Annotated in this window: 16 protein-coding genes; 8 read left to right on the top strand and 8 right to left on the bottom strand. The window is 55.8% G+C overall.

The genetic code is table 11. The features are described 5' to 3' along the window. Nucleotides 1-27 precede the first annotated feature (27 nt). The 7 genes from PK28_RS02110 to panC all read right to left on the bottom strand — a co-directional run bounded on the left by PK28_RS02110 (nucleotide 28) and on the right by panC (nucleotide 6,100). Entirely contained in the window at nucleotides 28-954 is a 927-nt protein-coding gene (locus tag PK28_RS02110) for a helix-turn-helix domain-containing protein (protein ID WP_044510927.1), read from the bottom strand. Between the two features lie 158 nt (nucleotides 955-1,112). After that, on the bottom strand, nucleotides 1,113-2,252 hold the full coding sequence (locus PK28_RS02105; protein ID WP_044510924.1) for an acyl-CoA dehydrogenase: 1,140 nt from the start codon (nucleotides 2,250-2,252) through the stop codon (nucleotides 1,113-1,115). Between the two features lie 243 nt (nucleotides 2,253-2,495). Continuing rightward, nucleotides 2,496-3,194 (bottom strand): zinc metallopeptidase, encoded by a 699-nt coding sequence (locus PK28_RS02100; RefSeq protein WP_044510922.1) that lies wholly within the window; start codon nucleotides 3,192-3,194, stop codon nucleotides 2,496-2,498. A gap of 13 nt (nucleotides 3,195-3,207) precedes the next feature. Further along, nucleotides 3,208-3,693 (bottom strand): D-glycero-beta-D-manno-heptose 1-phosphate adenylyltransferase, encoded by a 486-nt coding sequence (gene rfaE2, locus PK28_RS02095; protein WP_044510920.1) that lies wholly within the window; start codon nucleotides 3,691-3,693, stop codon nucleotides 3,208-3,210. Next, the gene (locus PK28_RS02090; protein WP_044510918.1) at nucleotides 3,683-4,732 is read right to left on the bottom strand and encodes a lysylphosphatidylglycerol synthase transmembrane domain-containing protein; all 1,050 of its coding nucleotides are present in this window, start codon (nucleotides 4,730-4,732) and stop codon (nucleotides 3,683-3,685) included. Before PK28_RS02090 ends, rfaE2 begins: the two co-directional genes overlap by 11 nt. A gap of 99 nt (nucleotides 4,733-4,831) precedes the next feature. Next, entirely contained in the window at nucleotides 4,832-5,179 is a 348-nt protein-coding gene (gene panD, locus PK28_RS02085; protein WP_044510915.1) for an aspartate 1-decarboxylase, read from the bottom strand. Nucleotides 5,180-5,242: 63 nt separating this feature from the next. Beyond that, nucleotides 5,243-6,100 (bottom strand): pantoate--beta-alanine ligase, encoded by an 858-nt coding sequence (gene panC / locus PK28_RS02080; protein WP_044510914.1) that lies wholly within the window; start codon nucleotides 6,098-6,100, stop codon nucleotides 5,243-5,245. Nucleotides 6,101-6,227: 127 nt separating this feature from the next. Between panC and PK28_RS02075 the strand changes: the two genes are divergently transcribed. The 3 genes from PK28_RS02075 to glmS all read left to right on the top strand — a co-directional run bounded on the left by PK28_RS02075 (nucleotide 6,228) and on the right by glmS (nucleotide 10,453). Then, nucleotides 6,228-7,040, top strand: a complete 813-nt coding sequence (locus tag PK28_RS02075) for a glycogen/starch synthase (protein WP_044510912.1) — start codon at nucleotides 6,228-6,230, stop codon at nucleotides 7,038-7,040. Beyond that, a complete protein-coding gene (locus tag PK28_RS02070; protein WP_044510906.1) occupies nucleotides 7,024-8,511 on the top strand; it encodes a DUF4270 family protein in 1,488 nt (495 codons plus the stop codon). Before PK28_RS02075 ends, PK28_RS02070 begins: the two co-directional genes overlap by 17 nt. A gap of 106 nt (nucleotides 8,512-8,617) precedes the next feature. Beyond that, nucleotides 8,618-10,453 carry a glutamine--fructose-6-phosphate transaminase (isomerizing) gene (glmS, locus tag PK28_RS02065; RefSeq protein ID WP_044510904.1) on the top strand — a complete coding sequence of 612 codons (1,836 nt, stop codon included), beginning with the start codon at nucleotides 8,618-8,620 and terminating at the stop codon, nucleotides 10,451-10,453. A gap of 128 nt (nucleotides 10,454-10,581) precedes the next feature. Here the strand turns inward: glmS and PK28_RS02060 are convergent, their stop codons facing one another. Next, nucleotides 10,582-11,253 carry a 3-hydroxyacyl-CoA dehydrogenase family protein gene (locus tag PK28_RS02060; protein ID WP_044510902.1) on the bottom strand — a complete coding sequence of 224 codons (672 nt, stop codon included), beginning with the start codon at nucleotides 11,251-11,253 and terminating at the stop codon, nucleotides 10,582-10,584. 57 nt (nucleotides 11,254-11,310) lie between these two features. Here PK28_RS02060 and PK28_RS02055 point away from each other — a divergent pair, with 57 nt between their 5' ends. From PK28_RS02055 to PK28_RS19665, 5 genes are all read left to right on the top strand, one after another. Continuing rightward, the gene (locus PK28_RS02055) at nucleotides 11,311-11,703 is read left to right on the top strand and encodes a RidA family protein (protein ID WP_044510898.1); all 393 of its coding nucleotides are present in this window, start codon (nucleotides 11,311-11,313) and stop codon (nucleotides 11,701-11,703) included. Between the two features lie 87 nt (nucleotides 11,704-11,790). Beyond that, a complete protein-coding gene (locus PK28_RS02050) occupies nucleotides 11,791-11,976 on the top strand; it encodes a hypothetical protein (protein WP_044510895.1) in 186 nt (61 codons plus the stop codon). Then, the gene (locus PK28_RS02045; protein ID WP_048825443.1) at nucleotides 11,976-12,587 is read left to right on the top strand and encodes a pentapeptide repeat-containing protein; all 612 of its coding nucleotides are present in this window, start codon (nucleotides 11,976-11,978) and stop codon (nucleotides 12,585-12,587) included. Before PK28_RS02050 ends, PK28_RS02045 begins: the two co-directional genes overlap by 1 nt. Nucleotides 12,588-12,693: 106 nt before the next feature. Continuing rightward, entirely contained in the window at nucleotides 12,694-14,253 is a 1,560-nt protein-coding gene (gene gltX, locus PK28_RS02040; protein WP_044510893.1) for a glutamate--tRNA ligase, read from the top strand. A gap of 121 nt (nucleotides 14,254-14,374) precedes the next feature. Continuing rightward, a complete protein-coding gene (locus PK28_RS19665; protein ID WP_044510890.1) occupies nucleotides 14,375-14,752 on the top strand; it encodes a hypothetical protein in 378 nt (125 codons plus the stop codon). Nucleotides 14,753-14,887 lie beyond the last annotated feature (135 nt).

Below are 14,887 nucleotides of genomic sequence, written 5' to 3'. Positions count from 1 at the left end.
CTTTTTTTATTGTCGACTGAAGCTGAATTAGATGTTCATAGCGGACTCGCGACGGCGCATTTTGCCGGCTGGGATGCCAAACATCATCTTAAAACGACGGCAGAAATAAGCGGTGTCTTTGTACCCCACTTCTTTCCCGATGTCGCGGATGCTCTTCTTGGTGGTGCGCAACAGGAATACGGCCCGCTCCATACGCTGGTATTCGATGTAGTCCTGGGGGTTGATGCCGGTCAGCATCTTGAAGTACTGGCCTACATAGTCTTCTGACACGTTGGCTACGCCGCTGAGTACCTTGTTCGACAGGTCGCCGCCCAGGTTCTCTTTGATGTAGTTAAACAGGTCAATGAGGCGGGGGTCCTTGAAGTAGGTGCTGTTGGTGGCCAGCTGCTCCACAAACATCTTGTTTTTCAAGATGTAGCGCACAATCTCCACCACAATATTCTCGGTGTAAATCGTGATGAGACGCTCCCGGCCGGGCAGTTCCTGCAGGCTTTCCTCTACTACCTTAATCACCAGGTTAGCCAGCTTGGAATTGCCGGTAATCAGGAAAGCAGGTACATCAAGGGAGGCAAAGAAGTTAACCGAGTCAAATACCTTGGCCTCAAAGCTCACAAAGCTGTGGCTTTCTTCGGCGTCGCCGATGAGGTCGAGGTCAGAGTTGGAGTGGAAAAACTTGTCTTTGTTGCTGATCAGGTCATCGTTGGTAATGACCTTACCGCCGCCTTCGCCGTAGGCCACGCGCGTGGCCCGACCGCCGGGAATAAAGAGCATTTCGCCCTCTTCTACCGTGGTCTGCTCATCATCGCCAAAGGAGATGTGTCCCTTGTGCAGCAGAATCAGGTTATTGCCTACGTCATACGAATTGCGCACCGTGAAAGGCTGCTGCAAGACGAGGTTCTTCGCTTTGATGTAGCGGACGCCGAGCGACTCTATCACTTTATTGTAATCTTCCATAAACCGCTTAGGTGTGGGGGAGCTGAGTGGAAAACGGGCGCTACTTGCCCGAGTTTATACAATGCAAAATAAGATATAAAAATTCACAAAAACTAAAACCCAGCCAATTTTTTGGCTGGGTTTAGTGCAATGAATCTGACTTTTAGGCAATTCGCCTATTACTTGAGGATTTCCCGCGAGATTACAATTTTCTGAATCTCGGAAGTACCCTCATAAATCTGCGTGATTTTGGCGTCTCGCATCATGCGCTCCACGTGGAATTCTTTCACAAAGCCGTAGCCACCGTGCACCTGTACGGCCTCAACGGCAGTATCCATTGCTACTTTGGAGGCGAACAGCTTGGCCATGGCGCCAGACTTGGCGTAATCCTGGTGGGCGTCCTTATCGTGGGCAGCCTGCAGGCACAGCAGGCGGGCGGCGTCAATGTTGGTAGCCATATCAGCCAGCTTAAACTGAATAGCCTGGTGCTGGGAAATCGGCACACCAAACGACTTGCGCTCCTTCGAGTATTTCAACGACAACTCATAGGCGCCGGAGGCAATGCCCAGGGCCTGGGCCGCAATGCCAATACGGCCGCCAGCCAGCACCTGCATGGCAAACTTAAAGCCGAAGCCATCCTCGCCAATGCGGTTTTCTTTGGGCACTTTCACGTCCGTGAACATGAGGGAGTGAGTGTCGGAGCCGCGGATGCCCAGTTTGTTTTCTTTGGGGCCTACCACGAAACCGGGCGTGTCTTTGTCTACGATAAGGGCATTGATACCGCGGTGCTTCAGCTCGGGGTTGGTCTGGGCAATAACCAGGTATACAGAAGCAGAGGAGCCGTTGGTAATCCAGTTTTTGGTGCCGTTCAGCAGGTAATGGTCACCCATATCCTCGGCGGTGGTGCGCTGCATGGTGGCATCGGAACCGGCTTCGGGCTCCGAAAGACAGAACGCGCCAATGATTTCGCCGGAAGTGAGGCGGGGCAGGTATTTCTGCTTTTGCTCCTCGGTGCCATATTTCTCCAGGCCCCAGCACACCAGCGAGTTGTTCACCGACATGATAACGGAGCAGGAGGCATCTACCTTGGAAATTTCTTCCATGGCCAGCACGTAGGAAACCGTATCCATGCCGCCGCCGCCGTACTCGGGGCTTACCATCATGCCCAGGAAGCCCAACTCGCCCATCTTCTTGATTTGCTCGGCGGGGAATTTCTGGTGTTCGTCGCGCTCAATTACGCCGGCCCAAAGTTCATTCTGGGCAAAGTCGCGGGCGGCCGCCTGAACGGCAAGTTGTTCTTCGGTGAGCTGGAAATCCATGCGGTAAAAACTTGGGTGAGGAAGGTGGAGCTGCCCGGGGCAGCGGGTGGGAATTATGGTCAAAATTACGCTACTCAACTGGCAGTTACAGCAGCGGGGCCGTTTTTTCTACTAACCGGGTCCTATAAAGTTCAAAGGCGGCGTTTGATGGTTGCACCGGCACGTCGGCATAAGCAAAACAGTAACGGGCCCCTCCGGCTGGCGAAGGAGCCCGTTCAGCTTAACAAAGGAGCAGCCAACAGGTTAGCGCCGGTCGCGGCTACCCATAAAAATGCTTACGTAGTAGAGCAAGGTAGCCAGGGAGCTGATGGCGGCTACCACGTACGTCATGGCAGCCCACCAGAGGGCGTCTTTCGCCATGGCGTGCTCCTGGGTGGTTACAATGCCGCGCTTATCAATCCAGGCCAGCGCCCGGCGGGAAGCATCAAACTCCACGGGCAGCGTCACAAAGGAAAACAGCGTAGTGAGTGAGAACAGAGCAATGCCCACACCCAGCGGAATCAGGGAAGTTCGCAGCATTAATACCCCCGCCAGCAGAATAAAGGGCATGAAGCGGGACACGGCACTCAGGGCCGGCACCATGGCCGAGCGAAACTGCAGCATGCTGTAGGCGGTAGCGTGCTGCACGGCGTGGCCGCACTCGTGCGCCGCCACGGCGGCCGCGGCCGCACTGCGCTCCGCGTACACCGACTCCGAGAGATTCACCGTTTTATCGGCGGGGTTGTAATGGTCAGAGAGGCGGCCTTCCGTGCTGATGACTTTGACATCGGTAATGCCGTGGTCGGCCAGCATGAGCTCGGCAATCTGCCGGCCCGTGAGGCCGGATTTCAGACCAATCTGGGCATACTGCGCAAACTTGCTGCGCAGGCGCCACTGAATCAGCCAGCTGACGATCATGGCACCGATAACCACCAAGTAGATCGGGCTTGTGGAGTAGTACATAGGGAGGTTGGGCTTAGGGAGTAAGATGTTGGCGAATGTGCTCGACAATACGCGTGGTGCTGTAGCCAGCCACCAGCGGTACGGTGAGCACCTGTCCGCCTCTTTGTAACACTTCCTCGTGGCCTACAATTCCACTGATGGGATAGTCGTCGCCCTTTACCAGAATATCGGGCTGCACCAGCTTAATCAGCTCCAGCGGTGTAGGCTCATCGAAGAGTACTACCGCATCTACAAACAAAAGCGACGCCAGAATGCGGGCCCGTGCCATTTCGTCCTGCAATGGCCGGCCCGGCTTTAGCCGGCTCACGGAGGCATCCGTGTTCAGCCCCACCACCAGAGCATCGCCTAAGTGCCGGGCTTTCTCCAGATAATCGACGTGGCCGAGGTGCAGCAGGTCGAAGCAGCCGTTGGTGAAAACGATGCGGCGGCCTTGCTGGCGCCATTGCTCCAGCACGGGCAGCAGGGCCTCGCGGCTGAATATTTTTTCTTTACTCCACATAAGCAGGGGTGACGGCATCGGGCACCGACGCCGCTACGGCGCGCTTTGCCCTACCCGACTTGATCATACTGACTACAAAGCTGATACCACCCATGATCACTACCAGCAGCGTTTGGGTGCCATGCACTACCAGCGCATACGCAATACCGGCTTCCTTCGACACCCCATAGACCAGCAGGGTGCTTTGCACCATCAGGTGGAAGGCCCCAATGCCGCCCTGCACCGGCGTGGCCATGCCAAACGCCCCAAACGTGAGTACTGCCAGTCCGGCAGCCATGCCCAGATTGTGGGTTTCCGGAAAGGCAAAAAATGCCAGATAGTCCATGAGATAATAGACCAGCCAGGTGAAGGCCGTGTGCAGTAGAAACAAGCCTTTGCTATCCAGCTTCCGGATGCTGAATACGCCTTCCATAAGCCCGCGTACAAAGCCTTCCAGCTTATTAAACAGGGCCAGCTGCCGTAGCCGCTCTACGTTCCGGTACAGCAGATACCCGCCAATGAGCACCAGCGCCCCCGCAATACCAACGGCCGCCATAATGAGGTTCCGGCTTTGCGCCAGCGTATCGTACTTATCGGAAAACAAGCTCAGCACAAAGGCCCAGAACTTATTGAAATCCAGCAAGAGCGTGGCACCCAGCAGGGTAAACAGCACCAGCACATCAATCACCCGCTCCGTGATAACCGAGCCCAGCGCCACCTGCACCGGAATACCGCCCGTGCGCCGCAGCACCGAACACCGGATAACCTCGCCCATGCGCGGCAGCACCAAGTTGGCCAGGTAGCCCACCATCATGGCGTGGTATACATCCCAATAGTTGGGCTGGTGCTTAGTGGCATCCAGCTGCATTTTCCAGCGGTAGGCGCGGCTGAAGTAGCCCAGCGCCGAGAGCACAACGGTGATACCCATCCAGAAGTAATTGGCCTCACGCATGTAGCGGCCTACTTTGCTCAGGTCCTGGTCGCGCACGGCGTAGCGCATCAGCAGGGCGGAGAAAGCCAGCAACAGCACATACTTCAGAATATTGAGCAGTTTTTTCACGAGAATCTAAGTCCTGTTAAAAGTAGCTGGTAGCGCAGTGCCCGCTGCCATTATCTGGCAACAGACTGGCAGCGGGCACTTTAAAAGCAGCAACGATAATTATACCAGCCGGTTATGCTGATCGGGAAATACCAGTGTGGGCTGATGCTGGCGGGCTATAGCAAAATCGATGAGGCAGTAGGAGAAGATAATCACGATGTCGCCTACGGCTACGCGCCGGGCGGCCGGGCCGTTCAGGCAAATCATGCCGGAGCCCCGCTCGCCCCGAATAGTGTATGTCTCGAACCGCTCCCCATTGTTTACGTTCACAATGGTCACTTTCTCGTTTTCCACCATGTTGGCGGCATCCAGCAGGTCCTCATCAATCGTGACGCTGCCTACATAGTGTAGTTCAGCCTGCGTGACTTTGGCCCGGTGAATTTTGGACTTGAGAACCTCGATTTGCATGAGTGAAAGCGGGTGAATGAAAGGCCGCAAAGATAGTTAAATCCCGTGGCACCATTGGGTGGCTTACGCCAGGTTCACCACCACGTTATCAATCAGCCGTACGCCGCCCAGCCACGCTGCCAGGCACAAGGCCACTTCCTGACCGGCCGGCGCAGTCTCATTCTCCAAGGGCTGCAGCGTGCGGGCATTGCTGATATCAAAGTACTCCAGCTCAATTTCCGGGTGCTGCTGCAGAAAAGCCTGTACCTGTTGCTGCACCTCGGCGGCTGTAGCCTGTTGCTGCAACAGCCGGCTGGCCAGCTCCAGGGCCTGGTACAGGCGCGGGGCTACTGCCCGGGCCTCCGGCGAAAGGCGCCGGTTGCGGGAGGACATAGCCAGTCCATCGGCTTCGCGCACGGTAGGAAAGGTAACGGGCTGCAGATCAAAGCTCAGATCGGCCACCATCTGGCGGATAACGGCAACCTGCTGCAGATCCTTCTGCCCGAAATAAGCGCGGTGTGGCCGGCTCAGGTGAAACAGCTTGCTGACCACCGTGGCTACCCCATTAAAATGCCCCGGGCGGTGGGCGCCTTCCATCACCTGCTCCAAGGGGCCAAAGTCAAAGCGCATCACCGTGGGCTGGGGGTACATTTCCTCCACGGAAGGCGCAAACAGCACGGTGCAGCCCGTGTCCTGCAGCAGGGTGGCATCGGCCTCGGGCAGGCGCGGATACAGCCGGAAGTCTTCCGGGTTGTTGAACTGGGTGGGGTTCACGAAAATGCTGACAACAACAACATCATTCTCCCGGGCCGCGGCTCTCACCAGTTGCAGGTGGCCTTCGTGCAGCGCGCCCATCGTGGGCACCAGCCCAATGCGCTGCCCGTTCTGGCGCCACCCTTCGGTGCGCGCTTGCAACCCGGCAGCGGTTTGCAGAATCTCCATATACACACAGGGCCCTTCCGACGCCATATAGGCATCTACGGGCGGGTTTCGTTGAATTTTCGCCTAAAAATGTTTAATTTTGTGCATCCCAAAGTGTGCCCTCCCAATTTTAACCACAGAACCCTGTATGTCTAAGCTGAGAATACTCTATGCTGCCACGGAGATTAATCCGTTTTTGCAGACGACCAAGGTAGCGGAGTTTCTGCGGAAGTTGCCCCAGGGAATGCAGGAAATGGGGATGGAAATCCGAATTTTCGTGCCCCGCTTCGGCATTATCAACGAGCGGAAGAACCGTTTGCACGAAGTGGTGCGTCTGTCCGGCATCAACATTGCCGTAGGCGAAGAAGAAAAGCCCCTGATTATCAAGGTAGCTTCTATTCCGAATGCCAAGTTGCAGGTTTATTTTATTGACAACGAAGATTATTTTCATCGGAAGTCGGTGCTGGTCGATAAAAACAACCAGTTCCACGCCGATAACGACGAGCGTGCCATCTTCTTTTGCAAAGGCGTGCTGGAAACGGTAAAGAAACTGGGCTGGGCGCCGGACATCGTGCACTGCAACGACTGGATGACGGGCCTGATTCCGATGTACCTGAAAACGACCTACAAGAAGGACCCGATTTTCAAGGACTCCAAGTCCATTTTCACGGTCTACAACAATGAATTCGCCCACAAATTTGAAGGCGACATTATTGAGAAGGCCAAGATGCTGGACATTGATGACGAGATGCTCACCCATCTGAAATCAGCTGATTTCGGCGGCTTCATCAAAATCGGTATGGAGTATGCTGACTCGGTCATCAAATCAGACGAAGACTTCAGCGACAACCTGAACGCGCTTTTCAACGAGTACTCCCAGAAGCGCAGCATTGGCCAGGTAGCGGCCGATGACAATCTGCTTACCTCTTACTACGCTCTTTATAATGAATTGGCCAGCTAGCGCCTTCCGACGGGCGTCGGCATTTTTTCTTTCGGCTTCCCTCCTGCTTACTGCTTGCGAAGACCCCAATGAGCTAGGCCTGGACCTTCCTGGTACTACGCCAATTAGCACTGAATTCAAGGATTTTTCCGTTACTGCCTCCACCGTCAAGCTGGATTCGCTCGGCACGCTCGGGCGCAATCAGTATCTGGTTGGGCGCCTGCAGGATGCTAATCTGGGCACCATTACTGCGCGCACATTTTTCGAAACCAAGGTTTCTACTGATTCGCTTCCCTCTCAGTTCACCAACGCCCGCCTTGACTCGGTAGTGCTGCGGCTGGGTTTTGAGAAGGTATATGGTACTGATACCAAACCCGTACGTTTTGACCTGTTCCGGCTGGCTCAGCCACTGGAGGAGCGTGTGACGTACACCTCAGCCAGCTCGCCGGCAGTAGACCAGACGGCCTTGTTCACCAATGTAAGTGAGCGGTTTAACCGTACTGTTACGGTGCGGCAGCGTGTAAATAGTGCCACGGAAGATACCACAACGGTTCGGGTTACTATTCCCTCTCGTTTAGCCCGTCTGCCATTGGTGAAAGCTGGCCAGTCTACTGCTTTTACTACGCAGCTGTTTGAGGCGCTGAATACGCCTGGCTTCAACCAAACTACCCTTTCTACTTTGCTACCGGGCCTGGCCCTGGCTCCAACAGCCGGGTATTCGGGCTCTATCGTTCAGTTGGGGCGCTCCGGCAGCACCCGCCTGGTGGTGTATTTCCACGTAGATAAACGAAAAACACCCGCCCGCACCTACAGCATTGATCTGGGTGACCCTAATGCTTCAGGGGCCAACCCGAATGCGCCGCGTTTCTTCACCCAGATCAGTACCGACTTAACCGGGGCTGGTGCCCTGGCGGGCTTGCGTACCAGTCAGGACTCCGTTTCGGCAGACAAAACCGACGGGCTAACCTATATTCAGGAAGGTACTGGCTTAAGCACCAAGCTGTTTATCCCAGGACTGAACGAGCTACGTAAGCAGCCGAACCTTATTATTAACCGGGCGGAACTTATTATTCCCGTAAAACCCTTTGCCAATCTGCAGTTTCCTAACCCTTCGTATGCGTTCCTGTACGAAGTGAACCGCAATAACCAAGTGTTGACCCGGAACATCAATGGCGTGATGCAGGACCGGCTGGTGCAGGGTGATATTTCATCGGCACAGGGAGCCGGAAATGCTGCAGTTGTAACCTACTACGATTTGGGACCAACCAACAAGTACTACAGTGTTTTGCTGACTAGCTATGTGCAGGCTTATGTAGCAGGCAAGTTGGATACTGAAATTCCGGAAGGATTTTTGCTGACGCCTTCCCCGCGTAGCATTAACAATTTGATTTCGGATGCTACCGTTACCCCACTGCTTTCCAATCTTACCCTGAATCGCGCAGTCCTCGACGCCAACAACATCAGGCTGCGCGTATACACCTCCAGCCTGTAGAAATATCTTTTTTAGCATTTTTGTCGGCTGGTTTCCATAGAGAGCAACTGCTCTGCTGGAGCTAGCCGGCCTTTTTTCTGCCTATTTCCCTTTTCACTGAACTATTATGTGCGGCATTGTAGCATACATTGGGCACCGTGAGGCCTGCCCCATCATTCTAAAAGGCCTGCGCCGTTTGGAATACCGCGGATACGATTCCGCCGGCGTGGCCTTGCTGAACGGCGAGTTGAACGTTTATAAAAAGAAAGGCAAAGTTGCTGATCTGGAGGCTTTTATTGCCGATAAAGACCTGCATGCCCATACCGGCATGGGCCATACCCGCTGGGCCACACACGGCGAGCCGAATGACTCCAACGCCCACCCGCACTATTCTACTTCTGAGCGGATTGCCATTATTCACAATGGCATTATTGAGAACTACGCCGCGCTGAAAACCCACCTGCAGCAGCAGGGTCACGTGTTCCACTCCGATACCGACACGGAAGTATTCGTGAACCTGATTGAGGAGATTCAGAAGCAAAACAGCTGCTCCCTGGAAGAAGCAGTACGCCTGGCGCTACACGAGGTGGTAGGGGCTTATGCCATTGTAGTCCTGAGCCGGGACGAGCCGAACCAGCTGATTGCGGCCCGCAAAGGCTCCCCTATGGTAATTGGTATTGGGGAAGACGAGTTTTTTCTGGCTTCTGATGCTACCCCCATCATTGAGTACACCAATGAAGTGGTGTATGTGAATGACTACGAAATCGTGGTTATTCGGGATGGCAAAATGGCGATTCGCAGCAAGGAAGATGTACAGCAGACGCCGTACATCCAGAAGCTGGAAATGGCGCTCGACAGCATTGAAAAAGGCGGTTACGAGCACTTCATGCTAAAGGAGATTTTTGAGCAGCCCCGCTCCATCCTCGACTCCATGCGTGGCCGTCTGGAACTGGGAGCTAACCACCTGAATATGGGTGGGGTGCGCGCCTACGAGCAGAAGTTTGTGAATGCGCAGCGCATCATCATTGTGGCTTGTGGCACCTCCTGGCACGCGGGTCTGGTAGCAGAGTATCTGATTGAAGACCTGGCGCGCATTCCGGTAGAGGTGGAATATGCTTCAGAATTCCGCTACCGTAACCCTATCATTACGGAGCGCGACATTGTAATTGCTATTTCGCAATCCGGCGAAACCGCCGATACGCTGGCCGCTATTGAACTGGCCAAGAGCAAAGGCGCTACCATCTTCGGTATTTGCAACGTGGTAGGCAGCAGCATTGCCCGGGCTGCCGATGCCGGTGCCTACACCCACGCGGGCCCTGAAATTGGGGTAGCCTCTACCAAGGCCTTCACGGCGCAGGTAACGGTACTTACGCTGCTGGCTATGATTGTAGGCAGCAAGCGCGGCACCCTCAACGACCTGAAACTACGGGAGCTGATGGTGGAACTGGAGAACATTCCCGCGAAAGTGGAGAAGGCCCTGCTGCTCAATACGGAAATCAAGCAGATTGCGGAGATTTTCAAGGACGTACCCAACTTCCTGTACCTGGGCCGAGGCTACAACTTCCCGGTAGCGCTGGAAGGCGCGCTAAAGCTGAAAGAAATCAGCTACATCCACGCCGAAGGCTATCCGGCGGCGGAAATGAAGCACGGCCCCATTGCCCTGATTGATGAGAACATGCCGGTAGTGGTTATTGCTACCAAGGACAGCTCCTACGAAAAGGTGGTATCCAACATTCAGGAAGTGAAAGCCCGCAAAGGCCGCATCATTGCCGTGGTAACCGAAGGCGACACTACCATTCCGGAAATGGCTGAGTTTGTAATTGAGGTGCCGGCGACGAGTGATGTGCTGATGCCGCTGGTATCGGTGGTCCCGCTGCAATTGCTGTCTTACCACATTGCGGTACTGCGCGGCTGCAACGTAGACCAGCCCCGCAACCTGGCTAAGTCTGTAACGGTGGAGTAAGCTTCGCTTTCAAAGCCTAAAAAGGGAAGTACCGGTCGGTACTTCCCTTTTTCTTTTTCGGCCAGCCTAAGCGGCGCCAACGTGCTTCTTCCGGTCTTGGGTACCCCCTGTTGGTACCGGAGTTTGCCCTAAACTGCTAACGCAAAAGACTCCCCACGCAAAGCCATATGCTTCAGCAGCGGGCAGGCTTTGTAGCGCTCCTCGTGCGTATCCTGATAGAGCGCTTCCAGAATATCATATACCCGGGCCACCCCAATAGCATTAGCCCACTCAAAGGGGCCGTGCGGGTAGTTGGTGCCCAGTTTCATCCCCAAATCGATATCCTGCACCGAAGCAGTGCCTTCCTGCAGGGTGTAGCAGGCTTCGTTAATAATCATGGAAACGATGCGGGGCGTTACCAGCCCTACCCGCTCGGCTACTACCCGGTACTCGGTGCCCAGGCCAGCACATACAGTGGCCAGTGCCGGGGCATCGGCGGCATTGTATAGGCTTACTTCCAGCAGGCGCCGGTCCAGCAGGGTGGGCACGGCGCACAAACCAAATACGGGGCCTAAGGGCGCTTCTTCGTGATGAAATAGCTGCGCCAGCGAGTGCCGGGTAGTGTCGTAAAACAGAGGCTGGCGGGGGCGCTCATAATGCAGTTCCGGCCAGGGGCGCAGGTCGAAGGCCACGTCGGCCGCGCCCAGGCGCGTGAGCAGGTCGAAGGAAGTGCCCGGGCAGAAGTCGTAGGTATGTTGCGGACCGAATTTACGGCGCAGCTCCGCTTCCAGATGGCTGCCTTCAACGATAAACAGATGCATAGTTGTTTACTTTGGGGGCTTAAAGATAGACTTCCACCCTTCATTTCCTCGTTGCTCATGGCGCATACTATCCTGTACTCTCCTGAAGCCCCCGCTCCCATTGGTCCTTACAGCCAGGCTATTCAGGCGGGCAATACCGTTTATGTTTCGGGCCAGATAGCCCTGGATGCTGCAACCGGGCAATTAACCGGCAACGGCGACGTAGTGGTGGAAACCCATCAGGTAATGCGCAACCTGCAGGCCGTGCTGGGTGCGGCCGGTCTGACGCTGGCGGATGTGGTAAAGACGAGCATCTTCGTAACGGACCTCGGCAACTTTGCTCTCATCAACGAAATTTACGGCAGCTATTTCTCCAAGGAGTATGCGCCGGCCCGGGAAACCGTGCAGGTAAGCCGCCTGCCCAAGGATGTGCAGGTAGAAATATCCTGTATTGCCGTAAAAGCGCAGTAGACAATCTGCTCCGGAAGGCTTAGCTTGGTCGTAGCAGGGGTCTGCTCCTGCCTGGTAGTTCAGGTTGTCAGTTTTTTATCGGCGTGTATGAAAGAGTTAGGTCTGGGACTGCTCATTATTGGGTTTGTGTCGTTGCTGCTGCCTTTGTTGGGCATGAAATTCATGTTCCTGACCTGGATTGATCAGTGGGGCAGTACGGTCTCCTGGGCTATTCGGGGAGGCATTACTGCCCTGGGCCTGCTCTTATTCATGCTCTATCGAAATCGGGACTGATGCGGCCGCCTGCTTCACGTAAGCCGCCCAAACCACTGCGCAAACCCTCTTATTTTCCGGCCGAGCAGGTGCTGACCCGCACTTTGCCACCGGAGCTGGCCGGCCAGCGCGAGTTTGAGGACTATCACTTCATCGGCTTCGATTTCAGCCAGACCAACCTGAGCGGCTGGCGCTTTAGTGAGTGCCTGTTAGAGAACTGTAATCTGGCGGGGGCCAGCATTGCCAATACAGCCTTCCAGAACGTAGCTTTTGCCGGCTGCAAGCTCATCGGTTTGCAATTCCAGGTATGCCGGGACATGCTGTTTGGCGTGCATTTCGACTACTGCCAGCTGGACTATGCCTCGTTCTACGGCCGCGCCCTGCCGAATACCCGATTTGTGGGCTGCTCGCTGCAGGAAGCCGACTTCACGCAGGCTGATCTGACCAATGCCGCTTTTCAGGATTGCCTGCTACGCCGTACCGTTTTCCGGCAAACCAGGCTGGTAGGCGCTGATTTCTCTACCGCACAGGAAGTGCTGCTGGATCCAGCCCAGAATGAGGTGAAAAACGCCCGTTTTTCCCTGCATAGTCTACCGGGGCTGCTGGCGCATTTTGAGCTGGATATCGTCTGACTGATCTAGTGGCGTATTCCTGTGGCCGCAGCTGTTACCGCCCCGGCTAATTACCTACCTTTGCACGGCGTTTTCCCACCCGAAAACGCCGCGAACCGACTGTATTATGGAAAGAGAAGTACGGGTGCGCTTTGCGCCCAGCCCCACCGGACCGCTGCACATTGGCGGCGTGCGCACCGCGCTCTACAACTACCTGCTGGCCCGCAAGCTGGGCGGCAAAATGCTGCTGCGCATCGAGGACACCGACCAGAACCGCTTTGTGCCCGGCGCCGAAGACTACATCCGCCAGAGCCTGGAATGGTGCGGCATCACGCTGGATGAAAGCCCCTGGACCGAAACTCCCGGCCCCCACGCCCCTTACCGGCAGAGCGAGCGGAAACCCATGTACCTGCAGTATGCCCAGCAGCTGCTGGACAGCGGCCATGCCTATTATGCCTTTGATACGCCGGAGGAGCTGGACGCCATGCGCGCCCGCCTCACGGCCGCTAAAGTGCCCAATCCGCAGTACAACAGCATCACACGCGCCCAGATGCGCAACTCGCTGACCTTGCCTGAAGACGAGGTAAAGCAACTGCTCGACAACAATACGCCCTACGTAATCCGCCTGAAAGTGCCCCGCAAGGAGGAAATCCGCTTCAACGACCTGATCCGGGGCTGGGTAGTGGTGCACTCCTCCAGCGTGGATGATAAGGTGCTGATGAAGTCCGACGGTATGCCCACGTACCATCTGGCCAACATCGTGGATGACCATTTGATGGAAATCACCCACGTGATTCGGGGCGAAGAGTGGCTGCCCTCGGCGCCGCTGCACGTGCTGCTGTACCGCTATTTTGGCTGGGAAAGCACCATGCCGCAGTTTGCCCACCTGCCCCTGCTGCTGAAGCCTGACGGCACCGGCAAGCTAAGCAAGCGCGACGGCGACCGGCTGGGCTTTCCAGTATTCCCGCTGGAATGGCACGGCAAAGACGCCGAAACCGGCGAACCTACCGTGAGCAGCGGCTACCGTGAAAGCGGGTATCTGCCCGAAGCCTTCATCAACTTCCTGGCTTTCCTGGGCTGGAACCCCGGCACGCAGCAGGAGCTGTTTACCATGGACGAGCTGATTGCGACTTTCACCATTGAGCGCGTGAGCAAATCCCCGGCCCGCTTTGATCAGAACAAAGTGCGCTGGTACAACGAGCAATACCTGCGCGCCAAACCCGATGCGGAGCTGGCCCAGTACCTGCTGAACGCCCTCCAGGCCCAGGGCCTGGACGTGCCCCCTGCTAAAGCCGAGCAGATTGCGGCGCTGGTGAAAGAGCGCGCCACCTTCCCGGCTGATCTGGCCAAAGAGGCACAGCTGTTCTTCCACCGCCCCACCAGCTACGATGAGCAGGTGATCAGCAAAAAATGGAATGCCCAAGTAGCCGGCGCCCTCGCTGAGTTTGCCCAGCAGCTACCTGCAGCCGCCGACACGACGGCTGATGGCATTAAGGCCCTGCTCACGCAGGTATTGGAGCGCCAGGGCATCAAAATAGGCCAGGTACTGCAGGCCCTGCGCGTGGCCGTAACCGGCGCCGCCGCTGGCCCCGATCTAATGGCCATTATGAGCATTCTGGGCGCGGAAGAAACCGCGCAGCGGCTGGAAACGGCCATTAGCAACCTAGCCGCTCACGCTTCAGCTTAACCAGCATTTCTGCCTAAAGGCATCCGCCACCGGGGCCGCTTCGTACAGCATTGCTGCGGAGCGGCCTTCGTGCTTATGAGGGTGGCGCCGGCTTTTCTCTTCACGAACCACGCTGGATGTTATGGCTAAGAAACCCGTCAATAAGAAAAAAACCGTCGACCCCGAGAAAAAGGCCAAGGTGCATAAGGATCTGGAAGGGTTTGAAATCAAGGTAAACCCGCTGGGCGAAATCACCTCCAACTATTCTATTGAGGAAATTAACACCTTCCTGAACCGCCACGTGCGCGACAAAAAGCTGGTGAATCGCGACGGGCAGTTTGGCGAGAAAGACGAGGAAGAATTCCCGGTAGAAGACTCGGCAGCCCAGGAGCCCGAAGAATCGGAAGAAGATTTTATGCGCCGCACCAGCCGGGAGGCTAAGAAAAAGGCCAGCAAAGCCGAGGACGCCGCCACCGAAGATGTTTCAGATAGCGCCATGGATACCGTGGAGGATGAATAACATCGTGCCCAGCCTATGAAATGCCTCAAGCCCGGTGTTCTGGCCAGCAGCACCGGGCTTGGAGCAGATATTGAATCCGCCGGGTAAGCGCTATTTATCGGCAGTTTGCTATACTTGGGTCCGCAAACTTACTGA

It is taken from the genome of Hymenobacter sp. DG25B, assembly GCF_000801315.1.
In the GTDB taxonomy this organism is placed as follows: Bacteria; Bacteroidota; Bacteroidia; order Cytophagales; family Hymenobacteraceae; genus Hymenobacter.
This window is presented reverse-complemented; position numbering and strand designations above follow the sequence as displayed.

Coding starts and splice junctions, on each gene's coding strand:
- PK28_RS02110 (WP_044510927.1), bottom strand. CDS start 954: ATGGAAGATTACAATAAAGTGATAGAGTCGCTCGGCGTCCGCTACATC.
- PK28_RS02105 (WP_044510924.1), bottom strand. CDS start 2,252: ATGGATTTCCAGCTCACCGAAGAACAACTTGCCGTTCAGGCGGCCGCC.
- PK28_RS02100 (WP_044510922.1), bottom strand. CDS start 3,194: ATGTACTACTCCACAAGCCCGATCTACTTGGTGGTTATCGGTGCCATG.
- rfaE2 (WP_044510920.1), bottom strand. CDS start 3,693: ATGTGGAGTAAAGAAAAAATATTCAGCCGCGAGGCCCTGCTGCCCGTG.
- panD (WP_044510915.1), bottom strand. CDS start 5,179: ATGCAAATCGAGGTTCTCAAGTCCAAAATTCACCGGGCCAAAGTCACG.
- panC (WP_044510914.1), bottom strand. CDS start 6,100: ATGGAGATTCTGCAAACCGCTGCCGGGTTGCAAGCGCGCACCGAAGGG.
- PK28_RS02075 (WP_044510912.1), top strand. CDS start 6,228: ATGTCTAAGCTGAGAATACTCTATGCTGCCACGGAGATTAATCCGTTT.
- PK28_RS02070 (WP_044510906.1), top strand. CDS start 7,024: ATGAATTGGCCAGCTAGCGCCTTCCGACGGGCGTCGGCATTTTTTCTT.
- glmS (WP_044510904.1), top strand. CDS start 8,618: ATGTGCGGCATTGTAGCATACATTGGGCACCGTGAGGCCTGCCCCATC.
- PK28_RS02060 (WP_044510902.1), bottom strand. CDS start 11,253: ATGCATCTGTTTATCGTTGAAGGCAGCCATCTGGAAGCGGAGCTGCGC.
- PK28_RS02055 (WP_044510898.1), top strand. CDS start 11,311: ATGGCGCATACTATCCTGTACTCTCCTGAAGCCCCCGCTCCCATTGGT.
- PK28_RS02050 (WP_044510895.1), top strand. CDS start 11,791: ATGAAAGAGTTAGGTCTGGGACTGCTCATTATTGGGTTTGTGTCGTTG.
- PK28_RS02045 (WP_048825443.1), top strand. CDS start 11,976: ATGCGGCCGCCTGCTTCACGTAAGCCGCCCAAACCACTGCGCAAACCC.
- gltX (WP_044510893.1), top strand. CDS start 12,694: ATGGAAAGAGAAGTACGGGTGCGCTTTGCGCCCAGCCCCACCGGACCG.
- PK28_RS19665 (WP_044510890.1), top strand. CDS start 14,375: ATGGCTAAGAAACCCGTCAATAAGAAAAAAACCGTCGACCCCGAGAAA.